This window comes from Pseudomonas boreofloridensis (assembly GCF_030580795.1).
In the GTDB taxonomy this organism is placed as follows: domain Bacteria; phylum Pseudomonadota; class Gammaproteobacteria; order Pseudomonadales; family Pseudomonadaceae; genus Aquipseudomonas; species Aquipseudomonas boreofloridensis.
On record NZ_JAUQOQ010000005.1, the window covers coordinates 299679 to 315105 of the forward strand.

The following is a 15427-nucleotide window of genomic DNA, read 5'->3' on the forward strand; positions in this document are numbered from 1 at the left end:
GCTTTGGTTTGATTCGCGTCAGTTGGCCAGTAGATAGCCGCTACGGCACACCTGCTCGCCCGCGACATGGGCGATGACCATACCGGTCGTCGCCATGCGGCGCACGCTGCGTGCATAGAGCAGGCCGCCGTGTGCAGTGCTCACCGGGGTCACCTGGTCGTTGAGCGGGTCGATGATCTCAGCGACCTGCTGTCCTGGCTCCAGGTACTGTCCTGGCTTGGCGTGGAACACCAACAGGCCACCACGTGGCGCCGCCAGCGGCTCGACCGCTGCCAGCGGCGTGGCAGGATACCGAAGCGGGGGCTGGGGGCTCGCCTGGCCCGTGATCACGCCCCGGTGCACGAGGAAATCGAGGATCGCCTGGCAATCCTGGCGGGCCAGTTCATGGTTGACGTCGGCCTGGCCGCGCAGCTCGACGGTGACCGCCACGCAGCCCAGGGGAATCGGGAAGCGCTTGGCGAAACGCTGCTGAAGTTGCCACCAGACCAGGCTGAAGCATTCGTCGAACGACTGCCCGCCCGAGTCGGTGGCCAGCAGGCTGGCCTGGGCGCCGAGATAGCGCGCCAGCGGCTCGACCTGCGGCCAGGCTTCGGGAGTGGTGTAGAGGTGTTCGACGGCCTCGAAGTCGCAGTGCAGGTCGAGCACCAGCTCAGCGTCGCAGGCCAGGCGCTGCAAGGTCAGGCGCTGGGCCTGCAGCGGCGTCACCGCCGGGTGGGCCTCCAGCCCGCGACGCAGGTATTTGCGGATCAAGGCGAGGTTATGTTCAGGATCGCCGCTCAGCCGTGGTTCGATCTGATCGCCGATGCTGTCCGACAGGTCGACGAATTTGCGGTTGAAGTTCTCGCCACTGTGCAATTCGAAACGTCCCAGCGGCGCATCCAGCAGCACCTGCTCCAGACCCACCGGATTGGCCACGGGCACCAGCACCACCTCGCGCTGTAGCAGGCCCTGCTGGTGCAAGTCCCGCAAACGCTGCTTCAGGTGCCAGGCGACCAGCATGCCGGGCAACTCATCGGCGTGTAGCGAGGCCTGGATATAGACTTTGCCTTGGCCTCGCGGGCCGAAGTGGAAGCTGTGCAACTGACGGGTGACACCGGGAACCGGAGAGAGCAAGTCGTGGGTCAAGTGATGCATGGGAGTCCTGGGCTGCGCGGGCGTTGATCGTGGCGACTGGAAATAGAAGCACAAACTGAGCCTGCGTGCCTATGCACGTGAGCACCGCACACCGGCAAACGCGTCAGGTCGGACCGAGCAGACTCTGCAAGGTGGCCAAGTCGTCGGCCTCTTCCACGGGCTTGTCCAGGCGCCAGCGGAGCATCCGTGGAAAGCGCACGGCGATCCCGCTCTTGTGACGTTTGGACAGGGCGATACCTTCGAAACCGAGCTCGAACACCAGGGTCGGCTTGACGCTGCGCACCGGGCCGAAGGTCTCCACGGTGGTCTTGCGGATGATCGCATCGACCTTGCGCATTTCTTCGTCGCTGAGCCCCGAATAGGCCTTGGCGAAGGGCACCAGGGTGCGTTGTGGAGCACCGGCAGGGGCATCCCAGACGGCAAAGGTGTAATCGCTGTAAAGGCTGGCGCGGCGGCCATGGCCGCGCTGGGCATAGATCAGCACTGCATCGACGCTGAAGGGATCGATCTTCCACTTCCACCACACGCCCAGATCCTTGGTGCGACCGACGCCATACAGTGCATCGCGCCGCTTGAGCATCAACCCTTCGACGCCAAGGCTGCGCGATTGCTCGCGCTGTTCGGCCAGGCCCGCCCAGTCGTCTGCCTGCAGCAGAGGGGACAGCAGTACCGGCGCCAGCGGGTGTTCGTTCAGCAGACGTTCCAGCCCACTGCGCCGCTCGTGTTGCGGGCGGCTGCGCCAGTCTTCTCCCTGATACTCGAGCAGGTCGTAGGCCTGCAGCACCACCGGCGCATCGGCGAGCAGCTTCTTGCCGAGGATCTTGCGACCCAGGCGCTGCTGCAACAAGGCAAAAGGCTGCACCGCGGGCGCGTCTTGCGTGGTGCCAGGTTTCCACACCAGGATTTCGCCATCGAGTACCACGCCGTCCGGCAGGGTTTCGGCCAGGCTGTGCAGTTCGGGAAAACGCTCCGTGACCAATTCTTCGCCGCGCGACCAGATCCACAATTGGCCCTCGCGCTTGACCACCTGGGCACGGATACCGTCCCACTTCCATTCCACTTGCCAGTCTTCGACCGGGCCGATCAACGTGGCGAAGTCTTCCACCGGCGCTTGCAGGGCATGGGCCAGGAAGAATGGGTAGGGCTGTCCGCCGCGTTGGGCGTGTTCGTCGTCCGATTCCGGGGCAATCAGTTTCAGGTAGCTGTCGGGCGTCGGTCGATGGCTGAGGTCGGTGTAGCCGACCAACCGTTGCGCCACGCGCTTGGGGTCCAGGTCGCACAATTGCGCCAGTGCGCGAGTGACCAGCAGTTTCGACACCCCGACTCGGAAACTGCCGGTGATCAACTTCAGGCACAGCATGAGGCTGGGACGGTCCAGACGCAGCCACAGTTGCGGTAACCGTTCGCCAACCACCTCGGCGGGTTGCCCACGCAGGGGCAGCAGGTGCAGCTCGACCCACTGCGCCAGTCCTTCATCGCTGTCGTGATCGTGCTGTGGCAGTAGCAGGGAAATGGTTTCGGCCAGGTCGCCGACCGACTGGTAGCTCTCCTCGAACAACCAGTCCGGCAAGCCCGCCATGGCCGTGGCCAACTCGCGGAGCAAGCGGGTGGGCACCAGTTGCCGTGGGCGACCGCCGGCCAGGAAATAGACCGCCCAGGCCGCGTCGGCGGCCGGTGCCTGGGCGAAGTAGTCGCGCAGGGCCTGTAGCTTGGCATTGCTCGAAGTGGTTGCGTCCAGGCGCAGGTAGAGCTCGGCGAAATCCTTCATGGTGCAGGCTCCGCAGCGGGGGCATCATCCTCATCACCGTATTCGGTGACGAAGGCGCGGGCGTCCAGGCCCTGTTCGCACAGGTAGCGCACCAGCACGCCGACCGAGCCGTGGGTGACCATCACTCGCTCGGCGCCGGTTTGGCCGATGGCCCATAGCAGGCCGGGCCAGTCGGCATGGTCGGAGAGCACGAAGCCGCGGTCCACGCCACGCCGCCGACGGGTTCCGCGCAACAACATCCAGCCGCTGGCGAAGGCGTCGCTGTAGTCGCCGAAACGCCGCATCCAACTGCTGCCGCCGGCCGATGGCGGTGCCAGCACCAAGGCCTGGCGCATCAGCGGATCATTGCGCGGGATATCACCGGCATAGCGGGTTTCCGGCAGCGCGATACCGGCTTCGCGGTAGACCCGGTTCAGTGGCTCCACGGCGCCATGCACCAGGATCGGGCCAAGGCTGGCGTCCAGCCCATGGAGAATGCGCTGGGCCTTGCCGAAGGCATAGCAGAACAGCACGCTGGCCTTGCCCTGGTCGCGGTTGCTGCGCCACCAGGCGTTGATGTCGGCGAACACCTCGGCCTGGGAGGGCCAGCGATAGATCGGCAGACCGAAGGTGGATTCGGTGATGAAGGTGTGACAACGCACCGGCTCGAACGGCGCGCAGGTGCCGTCGGGCTCGACCTTGTAGTCGCCCGACGCCACCCACACCTCGCCCTCGTACTCCAGCCGTACCTGCGCCGAGCCGAGGACATGCCCGGCAGGATGGAAGCTCAAGGTCACGCCGTGGTGCACCAGACGCTCGCCGTACGGCAGGGTCTGCAGGTCGATGTCCTGGCCCAGCCGGCTGCGCAGAATGCCGGCGCCGGGGGCTGCGCACAGGTAGTGTCCGTTGCCGGTGCGGGCATGGTCGCCGTGGCCGTGGGTGATCACCGCGCGCTCCACTGGCCGCCACGGATCGATGTAGAAATCTCCGGGTGGGCAATACAGGCCTTCGGGACGGGCGATCACGAGATCCATGGGCATTCGCGCTGGCTGGGGTTATTGCTTAGGAGCGCGACGTCGGCGTGGAAGTTCGGCTGGATCGAAGCACGCCGAGCGACCCTGGCGGGCCGCTCGGCAATAGGGCTACTTGCCCGGGGTGAGGGTCAGGCGCTGGCTGCCGTAGGCGCGGGCGAAGTTCTGCGGCTGCAGCGGCAGGGTAGTGAAACGGCCCTTGAACCAGGCGTCCAGGCCGTCGGCGTAGTGGGCGCTGGCAGCGTTGCCGGACTGGCCGCTGCTGGTCAGCACTTGCAGCGGTTCGGCCTGGCCGAAGTCGACGATCATCCGCGCCGAGGCCGGCAGCCTGGTGTCGAAGTCACGGCCCCAGGCGTAGGGCGTCAGGGCCAGGGTGCTGAAGTCGCCACCGGCTGCCAGCGGTGCCTGGTTCAGGGCGTCGCCCAGGCCATGTACGTTCGGCGCAGGCCAGTGGTATTGGTGCAGCCTGCCCCATTGCCAGGCCTTGCGGTCGGCGCCGAATTTGGCGATGCCTTCGTCCATGGCCGCCGCGAGGCTACGGGCGAGAATGGTCGGTTTGTCTTCCTTCTGCGGCGTGCTGCGGTCGTCCCAGAACGGGCTGTCTTCACGGCCGAGCAGGTGATCGGCCTGGGCCGAATAAGACAGCTCGGCATTGCTCACGAAGGCTTGCCAGGCGGCACTGGACTCAGGGCCGAGGTCGTCGAGGAAGGTCTGGCGCACGACGGTCTGCAGGAACAGTTCATAGAGCGCGGCGTCGGCCGAGACCGGACTGAGGCGACCGTCGAAAGCTTTCAGCCTAGTCAGGGTTTCGCGGGCCTTGTCGCGCTGTGCGGCAGGCAACGCGTCGATGGCCTGCTTGAGCGGCTGGGCCATGCCGGGCGCGTCGAACATGCGCTTGAGCTTGTCGGCGAGCAGCGTCACCTGGTCGTTCTGCAGGGCCATCAGGCTGCGGCTGTCGTGGCGACCGCTGCCCGCCAGTTGGCCCAGACGCTCGGCGCGTTCGGGGTAGTACCAAGTACTCGACAGCTGCATGCCATAGCCTTTGGGCAGGCTGCGCTGGTTGGCGTGGCCGATCCAGCCACTGGGCGGATCCTGGTCGTAGGGGTGAAGCATGGCGTCGGCGAAACCGTCCCAGTCATAACGCCCGTCCCAGCCAGGGGAGGGCAGCAGGCCCTGGCCTTCACGACGGTTCGGGTAGCGCCCGCTGACCTGCCAACCGATATGCTCGGGTTCGGCGAAAACGAAGTTCAAGGCCGCGGCGCCGATTTCGCGGGTGCTGTCGAAGGCGCGTTCCAGCGTGCTGGCGCGGGTCAGGTCGAACAGCGCGTCCAGGCTGCGGTCGTCCTTGAGCTGCGGCAAGTGCAGGGCAAGGCCGTAGCCGTTGCCGGGCTGGCCGAGCAAGGTGCCGTGGCGGGTGTCGTACAGCACTTCGCGCACGGGTCGCTGACCGCGCACGAAGAAGGTCTCGTTGCGCCCACGCGCAGCCTGCCACTTGCCGTCGGCCAAGTAGGTGAGCTGGTTGCCCTGGCGGCGTAGTTGTTCGAGGAACAGGTCCTGGTTATCGGCCATGACCGCGCTGGCGCTCCACGCCAACTTGCCGTTGTAGCCGGCCAGCACGATGGGCAAACCGGGCAGCGACAGACCGGCGACCTGGTACTTGCTGGTGTGGATCTGCACCGGGCTCAAGGCCCAGGCGGCGCGGCTGTCGCTGGCCAGCAAGCTCTTGCCGCTGCGGCTGCGCAGCGGACCCAGCGCGAGGTTGGACGAGCCGGCGCTGCCCAGCAGGCCCAGCTCGGTGAGCTTCTGGCTGGCCGCAGTGACGTCGCCCAGGCCGGGGATGCGCGTCAGATCGATGCCCTTGAGCTTGTCGGCCTCGCCATTGGCCAAGGCCTCGTCAGGGGCGCTGGGCAGCAGCCAGGCGAGTTTGTCGCTGCCGACTTTCTGCGCCAGGGTGAGCGCGGACAGCTCTTCCTGCAGGTTCACCGACTGGCTGAAGGCATACAGACTGAAAATCAGCGCCGAGTCCTCGGCTTTCCAGTACTCAGGGCGATAGCCGCTGCCGGCGAGGTCGCTGGGCAGTTTGTCGCGGTAGCGGAACAGGTAGGCGTTGACGCCTCGGGCGTAGACTTCGAAGAAGCGCTTGAGCCGCGGTGAGGCATCGGCATATTGCTGGGCGGCGCTTTGCTTGAGATTGGCCGCGCGCATCAGGCGGTCGATATCGAGCGCCTCGGCCCCGGCGATTTCGGACAGGCGCCCCTGGGCCAGCAAGCGCATGGCGATCATCTGTTCGATGCGGTCGCCAGCATGCACATAGCCCAGACTGAACAGTGCATCGTGAAAGCTGCTGCTCTCGATCAGCGGCGCGCCCATGGCGTTACGCCGTACCGAGACGTTCTGCGCCAGTCCTTTGAGCGGCTGCACGCCGGTGCTCGGCGGCACACTGTCCTGATGGCCGCCCACCTGACAGCCGGCAAGCCCGAGCAGGCCGAGCAGCACGGCGCCAGAGCCGAACCGGAAACGCAAAGGAGGAAACACGGGGGCAGCCATTGCAAAGGCTCCTGAAGAGGGGAAGTCGGCTAGTTTCAAGCGGGTAAGTTTCAAGCGGTAAGTTGCAAGCGGCAAGTTGCAAGTAAAGGCGCGCGAGCCCACGCATCGCGAGCGACTTCGAGGGGCGGCGCCTCGGCATGCCCGCACTCCAAGCTTGCCGCTCGCGGCTAATTCAAGCGCCGTGGCACTTCTTGAATTTCTTTTCGCTGCCGCAGGGGCACGGGTCGTTGCGGCCGACGTCTTTCAGCGCATTGCGCACCGGCTCCTGATGGCCGTGGTTGCAGTGCGGGCCGTGCACATGGCCGTGGTCGTGGTGGTGGTCGTGACCGTGGTCGCAGTCGGGGCCATGGACATGGGGTTGTTGGGTCATTGCGGGTTACTCCGGTTTGAGATCGCCGCGGATTATCTCACCACTGCGCGACAAGTGCAGGTCCCTGTGCACGATCAGCCCGGTGGCAAGTTCGGCCTGCAAACTGTAGTTCAAGGGTTTGCCACTTCTGAGCAGCTTGGCCAGCGGTTTGAGGTGCTGCCAGAGGTTGGTGCGCACATCGATCTTGAAGGTCCGCCGCGAGTGGGCGCCGACGCTGCGCCACAGGCTGGCCTCGTCCTGCACCAGCAGCAGGTCGCCCAGGCGTACCGTATAGGCGATGGTGCGGATGAACAGACGACTGTCGGTCGGGTTGTCGATGCGCACATGCAAGACGAATTGCTGCTGGTGCAGGCGCGCCTTGACCGTTTCCACGCGCAGCAAATGAACCTCGGGCCGGGCCCGCTCGCTGGCGTCCCAGCCCGCGCAACCGCCCAGCCAGAGGAAGGTGACAGTTAGCAGGCAGAGCCGCCCGATGAAGTTCATGGTCAGTGACCGACGTAGCTGGCGCAGCATTTCTTGAACTTCTGCCCGCTGGCGCAGGGGCAGGGATCGTTGCGCCCGGCGCGCAGTGCCACGGTGGGGTCGATGAAATACCAGTGCCCGCCATGCTGCACGAAGGCCGAGCGTTCGCGGTGCTGGTGGTCGCCTTGTTGATCGTGCCAGCGCGCGGTGAAGGTGACGAATGCATGCTCAGGCTGTCCGCCGAGCACTTCGCTGCTTTCGACGTCAAGGCCCAGCCAGGTGCTCTGGGCGCTCCAGGTGGCCATGGCGGCGCGGTCCAGATCGGCTTGCTGGGCGGGCAGCGTGGTTGCCACCAGGTAGTCCACCAGGCCCAGTACATAGGCGCTGTAGCGCGAGCGCATCAAAGCCTGGGCATCGGCTGCCGGCGTGCCGGCATGGAAGCGCCCACAGCAGGCGTCGAGAAGATTGCCGCTGCCGCAGGGACAGACCGTAACGCTCATGAAGTCACCACCAGTACTTGCCGAAGTTTTGCGGATTGGCCCAGAACTTGGCATTGAGCCAGTCCGGCACCTGCTTGTAGTCATGCAGATCATAGGTGAACAGGCTCAGCACCTGCTCCTGGCGGCGAAACTTTTCACTCGCCGACATCGCCAGGGCGAAGAAGTCGGTGTCGTGCCAGCCGCAGGCGGCCAGGTCGGCCAACACGGCCACCTTGCTGGCGTTGAGATTGCGGATGCCGCCCAACAGTTCCAGGCCGCTGCGCTTGGGCAGGTGCTCCAGGCAGTCCACCAGCACGGCCAGGTCGAAACGCTGCGCGGCCAAGTCGGTGGGCAGCGGCCCCGGCGCGGCTACCTGCACCTGGGTCGCCGGGTGTGCGGCGGCAAAGGCGTCCAGGGCTGGGAAACGGGAGCCCACCAGCAGCAGGCGGGCGGGTGCGAAGCGCTCGAGCAGGGCCGCCAGGGCCTGTTGCGGAGTGCGCTGGGAAAAACCGTCGGTCATTGCCAATCCTCGTTCAGGTCGCTCTAGACTAGCGGCCCTGGCTTTGCGGGCAAAGCGGGTTGTGGTGCAGTCATGGCCCATTGCTGGCAGAGCGGGCACGGGCGGTCTTTACTCCCTGAGCATCGGTCGTGCACCGATTCCCTCAGGAGAGACGACAAAAATGAGCATAGTACGCACTGCGATACCCCTGGTTCTGATCACCGGTGTGTTGACCGGGTGTGCAGGCCTGCAGAAAACCGACTGGCCGAAATGCGCAGCGGTCGGTGGTGTAGGGGGCGCGGCCCTGGGCGCCATCGAAAGTTCGAGCTGGGCCGGCTGGGGCGCTTTGCTCGGCGGTGGCCTGGCAGCCGGTTACTGCTGGTCCCATGGCGACGGTGACGAAGACGGCGATGGCGTGCCGGACAGCCGCGACAAGTGCCCCGGTACGCCGCGTGGGGTCCAGGTCGACACCAACGGTTGCCCACTGCAGCCGGTGGTCGAGGAGCGGGTGGTCGAGGAGGTGGTGGTGGTCGAGAAGGAAGAGGTCATCGTCATCCGCGACGTGCACTTCGAGTTCGACTCGGCGCGGCTGACCGCCACCGACAAAGAGCGCCTGAACAGCGTAGCCACCCGCTTGAAGCAAGAGGCGCCCAGCGCCCGCCTGAGCGTCACCGGGTACACCGATAGTGTCGGCGCCGATGGCTACAATCAGAAACTTTCCGAGCGTCGTGCCCATTCGGTGACCGACTACCTGATCGGCAGCGGTATACCGCGTGACCGCTTCGTGTCGGTGGTCGGCGCGGGCGAGCGTCAGCCGGTGGCCGACAACGCCACGGCCGAGGGCCGCGCCCTGAACCGTCGCACCGAGATCAAGATCCAGCGTTGATGGGCCGCGTCCACGTCGCCGGTCGGGGCGTGGGCTTGTGCTGCGAAGCCGTGTCGCCGGCCCCTGGCGCACGGCCCGGCACGGCGTTACTGTTGGCCGCAGCGTCCGCTCGAACGGGCCGCAAGCCAACAACAAGACAGTCGGGGGCGAGGTATGAAATTCATCTTGGGTCTGGGCAAGGCCCTGACGGTGGTGTTCTGGTGGGTGGTGCTGGTCAATCTGACCCTGCCGCAGCCATTGCCATTGAATCTGTTGATCAATGCAGCCGGTGCGTTCTTGCTGGCCCTGCACCTGCTTGAGGTGCTGATGTTCAATGCCAGTCTTCGCGGGCGCAGTCACCGCTGGTTCGATCGCCTGCAAATCCTGTTGACCGGCATCTTTCACGTCATGTCCATTCCCCGTCCGCTGGAGGCTCCGCGCCATGCGTAAGTTGATGTTGTTGGCCGCGTTGGCCGCTCCGCTGGCGCAGGCCGAAAGCCTTGAGGTGGGTGCCCATTCCATGCTGCGGTTGCCGAACAAGTCGTCCAGCGTGCACCTGGAGCGTGTCGAGGTGGCCGACTCGGCGACGCTGCTGCTGCCGGCCACGCTGACCGCGCTGAAGATCGATCACTTGGTCATGGGCCGCGAGGCACGTATCGCCATCGCGCCGGCGCCGAGCGCGTTGAGCATCGAGGCCGGTACCGCGGTGCTCGGCCCAGGTAGCGAGATCAGCGCGCCCGGCGCTGCCGGAACCTATCAGCGCCCTGCACGCCCAGGGCGTGACCTGGACCTGCGCTTGCAGACACTGGAGGCCGAGCAACTGATGATCGATGCCAGGGGTGGGGCCGGAGCGCCTGGCTTTGCCGGTCTCGACGGCGGTACTGGCAGCGCCGGAGGCTGCACCTGGGGCACTGCCAGCCGCGGCGCGAATGGCGACAATGGCGGTGACGGCCACGATGGCGCGGCGGGCGGACGGGTGCGTCTGGCCGTCCCCGGTGATTTCCCGGTGGAGCGCATTCAGGTCCGTGTCGAAGGCGGCGCTCCGGGTCAACCTGGCGCGGCGGGCAAAGCGGGGCAGGGCGGAGCCAGCAAAGGCTGTCTGGTGTATCGCACCGCAGCGGGCAGCGCGGGGCGAGCGGGCTTGCCAGGACAGCCCGGGCTGGCCGGAGCAGCGGGGGAGTTGATTCTGCAAACGATCCGTTAGTTCGGTGCTCAGGGCTGCGCTGCAGCCCTGTTCGATCTGTCAAAGGGGCAGGCGCGAACTGGCGACGGCCACCACGCAGACGCCCAGCAACAGATTGATGCCGACCATCCGTCGGATCCTGCCCAGCACCGCAGCACCCGAGGCCCAGTCCTCGGCCTGCACGGCGGCGCGCAACTCCGGGAGCAGCAGCGCCTGCACGCGCATGAACAGCGCGAACATCGCGATGCCGCCGCCGATCATCACCTGAACGTGGCGTGGCGCGGCGTCGAAGCCGCCGAAGCGCAGGTGCAACATGCCGATACCGCTGATCGCCAGCACCACCACGGCCAGCCAGACCCATCCGAAGAAACGTCGGAAAACTTCCAGCCACAGCCGCAGGCGCGCTGGCCCTTCCAGCGCTACGACTGCCGCCGGGCGCAGTATCAGCCAGGCGAAGAACATGCCGCCGACCCAGACCAACGCGGCCAGAACGTGCAGTGTGTAGGGCAGGGCAAAGGCAAGCATCCGGATCTCCATGGGGCATCGAGGGCAATGACGGGGTATGATAGCCGCCCCATGCAAAACACTGAAAATATATCCAGCCCGTCGGGCGCGCCTAGACCATGATCAGCAATGAACTAAAAGCCACCATCCAGGGCGCCTACTCGCGTTTTCTCGAAGCCAAGAGCCTCAAGCCTCGCTACGGCCAGCGCCTGATGATCGCCGAAGTGGCCAAGGTGCTCGGCGATATCGCTTGTGACGAGGAAGGTCGTCGATCTGGTGAACCCGCCGTGGTGGCGGTCGAGGCCGGCACCGGTACCGGCAAGACGGTCGCCTACAGCCTCGCCGCGATTCCCGCTGCCAAGGCTGCGGGCAAGCGTCTGGTGATTGCCACCGCCACCGTCGCCTTGCAGGAGCAGATCGTCTTCAAGGATCTTCCCGACCTGATGCGCAACAGCGGCCTGAATTTCAGCTTCGCGCTGGCCAAAGGGCGAGGCCGCTACCTGTGCCTGTCCAAGCTCGACGTGCTGCTGCAGGAAGGCCACGCGCAGTCGGCCACCGCTCAGTTGTTCGAAGAGGAAGGTTTCCACATCGAGGTGGATGAGCGCAGCCAGAAGCTGTTCAACAGCATGATCGAGAAGCTTGCCGGCAACCGCTGGGATGGCGACCGCGACAGTTGGCCCGAAACCCTCGAGGACCAGGACTGGGCGCGCCTGACCACCGACCACAGCCAGTGTACTGGCCGGCATTGCCCGAATTTTCAGCAGTGTGTCTTCTATAAAGCCCGCGAAGGCATGGGTAAGGTCGACGTCATCGTCACCAACCATGACATGGTTCTTGCCGACCTGGCGCTCGGTGGCGGTGCAGTGCTGCCCGACCCACGCGACACGATGTACGTGTTCGACGAAGGCCACCACCTGCCGGACAAGGCCATCGGCCATTTCGCCCACTATTCGCGTCTGCGCTCCACCGCCGACTGGCTGGAGCAGACCGCCAAGAACTTGGCCAAGTTGCTGGCCCAGCACCCGCTGCCAGGCGACCTTGGCCGGCTGATCGAGCAGGTGCCGGAGTTGGCGCGGGAAATCCGCACGCAGCAGCAGTTCATGTTCACCCTGTGCGAACAGGTAGCTGATTTCCGCGTTGGCGAAGACATGGAGGGCCGTGACCGCCCGCGCTATCGCTTCGAGGGTGGCGTGGTGCCCGAGCAGATTCGCGAGGTGGGCATCGAGCTCAAGAAAGGCTTCGCCCGGCTCAATGACCTGTTCACCCGCTTGGCCGACCTGCTCAAGGAAGGCATGGATGGCGAGGTCAACATCGGCATCGCCAGTCATCAGGCCGAAGAGTGGTACCCGCTGTTCGGCAGCCTGGTGACTCGCGCCCAGGGTAATTGGGAGCTGTGGACGGCGTTCACTGCCGAAGATCCGCAGGACAGTCCGCCCATGGCGCGCTGGTTGACCCTCGCCGAAAGCGGCGCGCTGTTCGACATCGAAGTCAATGCCAGCCCGATCCTGGCCGCCGAGATGCTGCGGCGCAATCTCTGGCATGTCGCCTACGGTGCCTTGGTCACCTCGGCGACGTTGACGGCGCTCGGCAAGTTCGACCGGTTCCGCATGCGCTCGGGGCTGCCCCGTGATGCCGTCACCTGCGTGGTGCCCAGTCCCTTCGTGCACGGCGATGCCGGTCTGCTGCGCGTACCGGACCTGGGCGCCGACCCGCGCGATGCCGCCGGGCATACCGCAGCCATCATCCGCGAACTGCCGGCGATCGTCGAAGACGCGCGCGGTGCGCTGGTGCTGTTCTCGTCGCGCAAGCAGATGCAGGATGTGTTCGACGGCCTGGACCGCGACTGGCGCAAGCTGGTGCTGATCCAGGGCAACCTGTCCAAGCAGGAAACCCTGAACAAGCACAAGGCGCGGGTCGACGACGGCCAGCACAGTGTCCTGTTCGGCCTCGCCAGCTTTGCCGAAGGGGTCGACCTGCCAGGTGCCTACTGCGAGCACGTGGTCATCGCCAAGATCCCATTTGCGGTGCCCGACGACCCGGTTGAAGCTGCGCTCGCCGAATGGATCGAGGCCCGTGGCGGCAATCCGTTCATGGAAATTGCCGTGCCCGATGCCTCGCTGCGTCTGATCCAGGCGTGCGGTCGCCTGCTGCGTACCGAGCAGGACCGCGGCGTCATCACCTTGCTCGACCGGCGTCTGGTCACCCAGCGCTACGGCAAGGCTATCCTCAATGCACTGCCGCCCTTCCGGCGGGAGATTCAGTAAACGGCTGGAGCACGATGCTCCGGCCTGTTGTCCATGACTCGATACGGGCCCATGAGGGCCTTGAAGGAGAGCCCCGTCCACATGATCCGCCGCACCCTGCCCGTTGTCCTTACCCTGTTGTGCAGCACTGGCGTGCTGGCTGAGCAGCAGACGCTGTTCAGCTTCGTGCGTCCGACCTCGATGGTGACGGTCACCACTGAAGATACCGGCATGCCGCAATACAATGCGGAACAGACGGCCGAGGGCGAGGTGCTTCGGCGTGTGGTGTTCAACCCGGTGGCACATCCTACCCTGCGCCTGAGTCCCCAGACTGGCGTGTGGGACTGGTCGGCTGGGCAGTTCCTGACGCTGCGCCTGCAGAGTGCCCAGGACTGGGCGCTGACCGTGGATGTGACGGTCACGGGCAGTGACGGCCGCAGCCTGGTCAGCCGTATCGATCTGCCGGCAGGTCCGGCGCAAACGGTGATGGTGCCGCTCAAGGCCAGTTCGCCGCTCAGCCAGGGCATGCGCGCCGGTCCGCCGATGCCCTGGAGTTACGACGGCCAACGTCTGCTGTTGACCAGTAGCAGCGGCGAGCTGGACCTCAAACAGGTGGCGTCGGTCAGCTTGAGCATTCCCCAGCCCAAAGTCGCGCAGAACCTGCTGGTGGAAAAGCTCGGCCTGGAGAGCGACGACCGCGTGGTGCGTGCGGCCTACAGCGAGTTGATCGATGCCTATGGTCAGTCCACTCGCAGTCGCTGGCCAGAAAAGATCGCCAGCGACGAGCAACTCAAGGCAGCCGACGTCCGCGAACAGCAGCAACTCAAGCGTTGGCTGGGCGAGCGCGAGCAACAGTCGCTCGACCTTTATGGCGGCGTGATCGCCGGTCCGGCCTTCGAGGCCCAGGGCTTCTTCAGAACCGAAAAGCGCGATGGGCGCTGGTATCTGGTCACGCCGCTAGGCCATGCGTTCTATTCCCTGGGCGTCAATGCCGTGGCTGCGGACGGTGGGCGCACCTACGTCGCTGGACGGGAAACGATGTTCAAGGGCCTGCCGGCGCAGGGCGAGGCACTCTCGGCATTCTATGGTGAAGGCAACAATGACGATGGCAACGCGTCTTCCCAGGGGCGCGGCTTCAAGCAAGGCCGCTGGTTCGACTTCTACGCGGCCAACCTGCAGCGCACCTACGCCAAGCCCTGCACGCCGGTCACCGAGAGCCAAGGGCCTGCCGACTGTGCGGCTGCGACCCTCGATGCGACGCGCTGGCAAACCCATAGCCTCGACCGTTTGCTGGCCTGGGGTTTCAATACCTTGGGTAACTGGAGCGATCCAGCGTTGGGTGAGGCGCAGAGGGTGCCTTACACCCTGCCGCTGTCGATTGTCGGTGACTACGCCAGCATTAGTACGGGCATGGACTGGTGGGGCCGCATGCCCGATCCGTTCGACCCGCGCTTTGCCATGGCCACCGAGCGGGCGGTGGCCATCGCGACCCGCGACCACCGCGACGATCCTTGGCTGATTGGCTATTTCGCCGACAACGAGCTGGCCTGGGCCGCGCCTGGCGACGATCCCAAGGCGCGTTATGGCCTGGCCTTCGGTACGCTTCGGCTGACCACCGATGTGCCCGCCAAGCGCGCGTTCCTCAAGCAGTTGCGCGACAAGTACCGCAACCAGGAGGGTCTGTCGAAAGCCTGGGGCATCGAGCTCAAGGCCTGGGAACTGATGGAAGACCCGGGCTTCGAGGCGCCGTTGCCCAATGCCGAGCATTCGGAGATCGAGCGTGACTATCAGTACTTCCAGCAGGTGTTCGCCCAGACCTACTTCAAGACCATCTCCGATGCCCTGAAGTGGCATGCGCCCAATCACCTGCTGCTGGGTGGGCGCTATGCGATCAGCACACCGGAAGCGGTCGAGGCATGCGCCGAATTCTGCGATGTCATCAGTTTCAACTTCTATACCCTCAAGCCCCAGGACGGCTATGACTTCGCGCGTCTGGCCGAGTTGGACAAGCCGGTACTGGTCTCGGAATTCCAGTTCGGCTCGCGCGACCGTGGTCCGTTCTGGCCTGGGCCGCTGGAAGTGGCGCGGGAAGAGGATCGAGGGCCGGCCTACGGCAATTTCCTCAAGGCCGCGCTGGCCCAGCCAATGATCGTCGGGGCGCATTGGTTCCAGTACCTGGATCAGCCCGCCAGTGGTCGGCTGCTCGATGGTGAGAACGGCCATCTCGGGCTGGTGGCCATCACCGATGTCGCCTATCCGGGCTTCGTCGAAGCGGTGCGCAAGAGCAATCGGGAAACCCTCGAGGAGGTGCGTCGAATGCTGGAGTCCAAGACGCGCTGAGCATCGTTGGGGAACTTGGGCTT

General features: G+C 65.5%; 14 protein-coding genes. 5 read left to right on the forward strand and 9 right to left on the reverse strand.

Translation table 11 applies throughout. The annotated features are described in order from the left end of the window. Positions 1 to 18 precede the first annotated feature (18 nt). From Q6A47_RS08850 to Q6A47_RS08885, 8 genes are all read right to left on the reverse strand, one after another. Positions 19 to 1134: a succinylglutamate desuccinylase/aspartoacylase family protein gene (locus tag Q6A47_RS08850; protein ID WP_304484024.1), complete on the reverse strand. Its 1116-nt coding sequence runs from the start codon at positions 1132 to 1134 to the stop codon at positions 19 to 21. Between the two features lie 103 nt (positions 1135 to 1237). Further along, positions 1238 to 2902: an ATP-dependent DNA ligase gene (locus Q6A47_RS08855; RefSeq protein WP_304484026.1), complete on the reverse strand. Its 1665-nt coding sequence runs from the start codon at positions 2900 to 2902 to the stop codon at positions 1238 to 1240. Continuing rightward, a complete protein-coding gene (locus tag Q6A47_RS08860) occupies positions 2899 to 3915 on the reverse strand; it encodes a ligase-associated DNA damage response exonuclease (RefSeq protein ID WP_039575969.1) in 1017 nt (338 codons plus the stop codon). Before Q6A47_RS08860 ends, Q6A47_RS08855 begins: the two co-directional genes overlap by 4 nt. A gap of 108 nt (positions 3916 to 4023) precedes the next feature. Continuing rightward, positions 4024 to 6459, reverse strand: coding sequence for a penicillin acylase family protein (locus tag Q6A47_RS08865; protein ID WP_304484028.1), 2436 nt, complete (start codon positions 6457 to 6459; stop codon positions 4024 to 4026). A gap of 172 nt (positions 6460 to 6631) precedes the next feature. Then, on the reverse strand, positions 6632 to 6829 hold the full coding sequence (locus tag Q6A47_RS08870; RefSeq protein WP_029613223.1) for an SEC-C metal-binding domain-containing protein: 198 nt from the start codon (positions 6827 to 6829) through the stop codon (positions 6632 to 6634). Positions 6830 to 6835: 6 nt separating this feature from the next. Then, positions 6836 to 7312, reverse strand: a complete 477-nt coding sequence (locus Q6A47_RS08875) for an LEA/WHy family protein (protein ID WP_029613222.1) — start codon at positions 7310 to 7312, stop codon at positions 6836 to 6838. A 2-nt stretch (positions 7313 to 7314) separates the two neighbouring features. Then, positions 7315 to 7791, reverse strand: coding sequence for a YchJ family protein (locus tag Q6A47_RS08880; protein WP_029613221.1), 477 nt, complete (start codon positions 7789 to 7791; stop codon positions 7315 to 7317). Positions 7792 to 7795: 4 nt separating this feature from the next. Continuing rightward, positions 7796 to 8290 carry a DUF6231 family protein gene (locus Q6A47_RS08885; protein ID WP_304484034.1) on the reverse strand — a complete coding sequence of 165 codons (495 nt, stop codon included), beginning with the start codon at positions 8288 to 8290 and terminating at the stop codon, positions 7796 to 7798. 160 nt (positions 8291 to 8450) lie between these two features. On the opposite strand from Q6A47_RS08885, the gene Q6A47_RS08890 reads away from it, so the two are divergent. The 3 genes from Q6A47_RS08890 (at position 8451) to Q6A47_RS08900 (ending at position 10338) form a co-directional block, all read left to right on the forward strand. Beyond that, entirely contained in the window at positions 8451 to 9155 is a 705-nt protein-coding gene (locus Q6A47_RS08890; RefSeq protein ID WP_295481358.1) for a PA1041 family peptidoglycan-binding anchor lipoprotein, read from the forward strand. Positions 9156 to 9308: 153 nt separating this feature from the next. Next, positions 9309 to 9584: a DUF1145 domain-containing protein gene (locus Q6A47_RS08895; protein ID WP_029613218.1), complete on the forward strand. Its 276-nt coding sequence runs from the start codon at positions 9309 to 9311 to the stop codon at positions 9582 to 9584. Beyond that, positions 9577 to 10338, forward strand: coding sequence for a collagen-like protein (locus Q6A47_RS08900; RefSeq protein WP_304484036.1), 762 nt, complete (start codon positions 9577 to 9579; stop codon positions 10336 to 10338). Before Q6A47_RS08895 ends, Q6A47_RS08900 begins: the two co-directional genes overlap by 8 nt. A 39-nt stretch (positions 10339 to 10377) precedes the next feature. Here Q6A47_RS08900 and Q6A47_RS08905 read toward each other — a convergent pair whose 3' ends face one another. Continuing rightward, positions 10378 to 10842 (reverse strand): CopD family protein, encoded by a 465-nt coding sequence (locus Q6A47_RS08905; protein ID WP_304484037.1) that lies wholly within the window; start codon positions 10840 to 10842, stop codon positions 10378 to 10380. A gap of 98 nt (positions 10843 to 10940) precedes the next feature. On the opposite strand from Q6A47_RS08905, the gene dinG reads away from it, so the two are divergent. Both dinG and Q6A47_RS08915 read left to right on the forward strand, forming a co-directional pair. Next, the gene (gene dinG, locus Q6A47_RS08910) at positions 10941 to 13085 is read left to right on the forward strand and encodes an ATP-dependent DNA helicase DinG (protein ID WP_116887709.1); all 2145 of its coding nucleotides are present in this window, start codon (positions 10941 to 10943) and stop codon (positions 13083 to 13085) included. An 81-nt stretch (positions 13086 to 13166) separates the two neighbouring features. Next, positions 13167 to 15404, forward strand: a complete 2238-nt coding sequence (locus Q6A47_RS08915; protein WP_304484039.1) for a beta-galactosidase — start codon at positions 13167 to 13169, stop codon at positions 15402 to 15404. Positions 15405 to 15427: the final 23 nt, after the last annotated feature.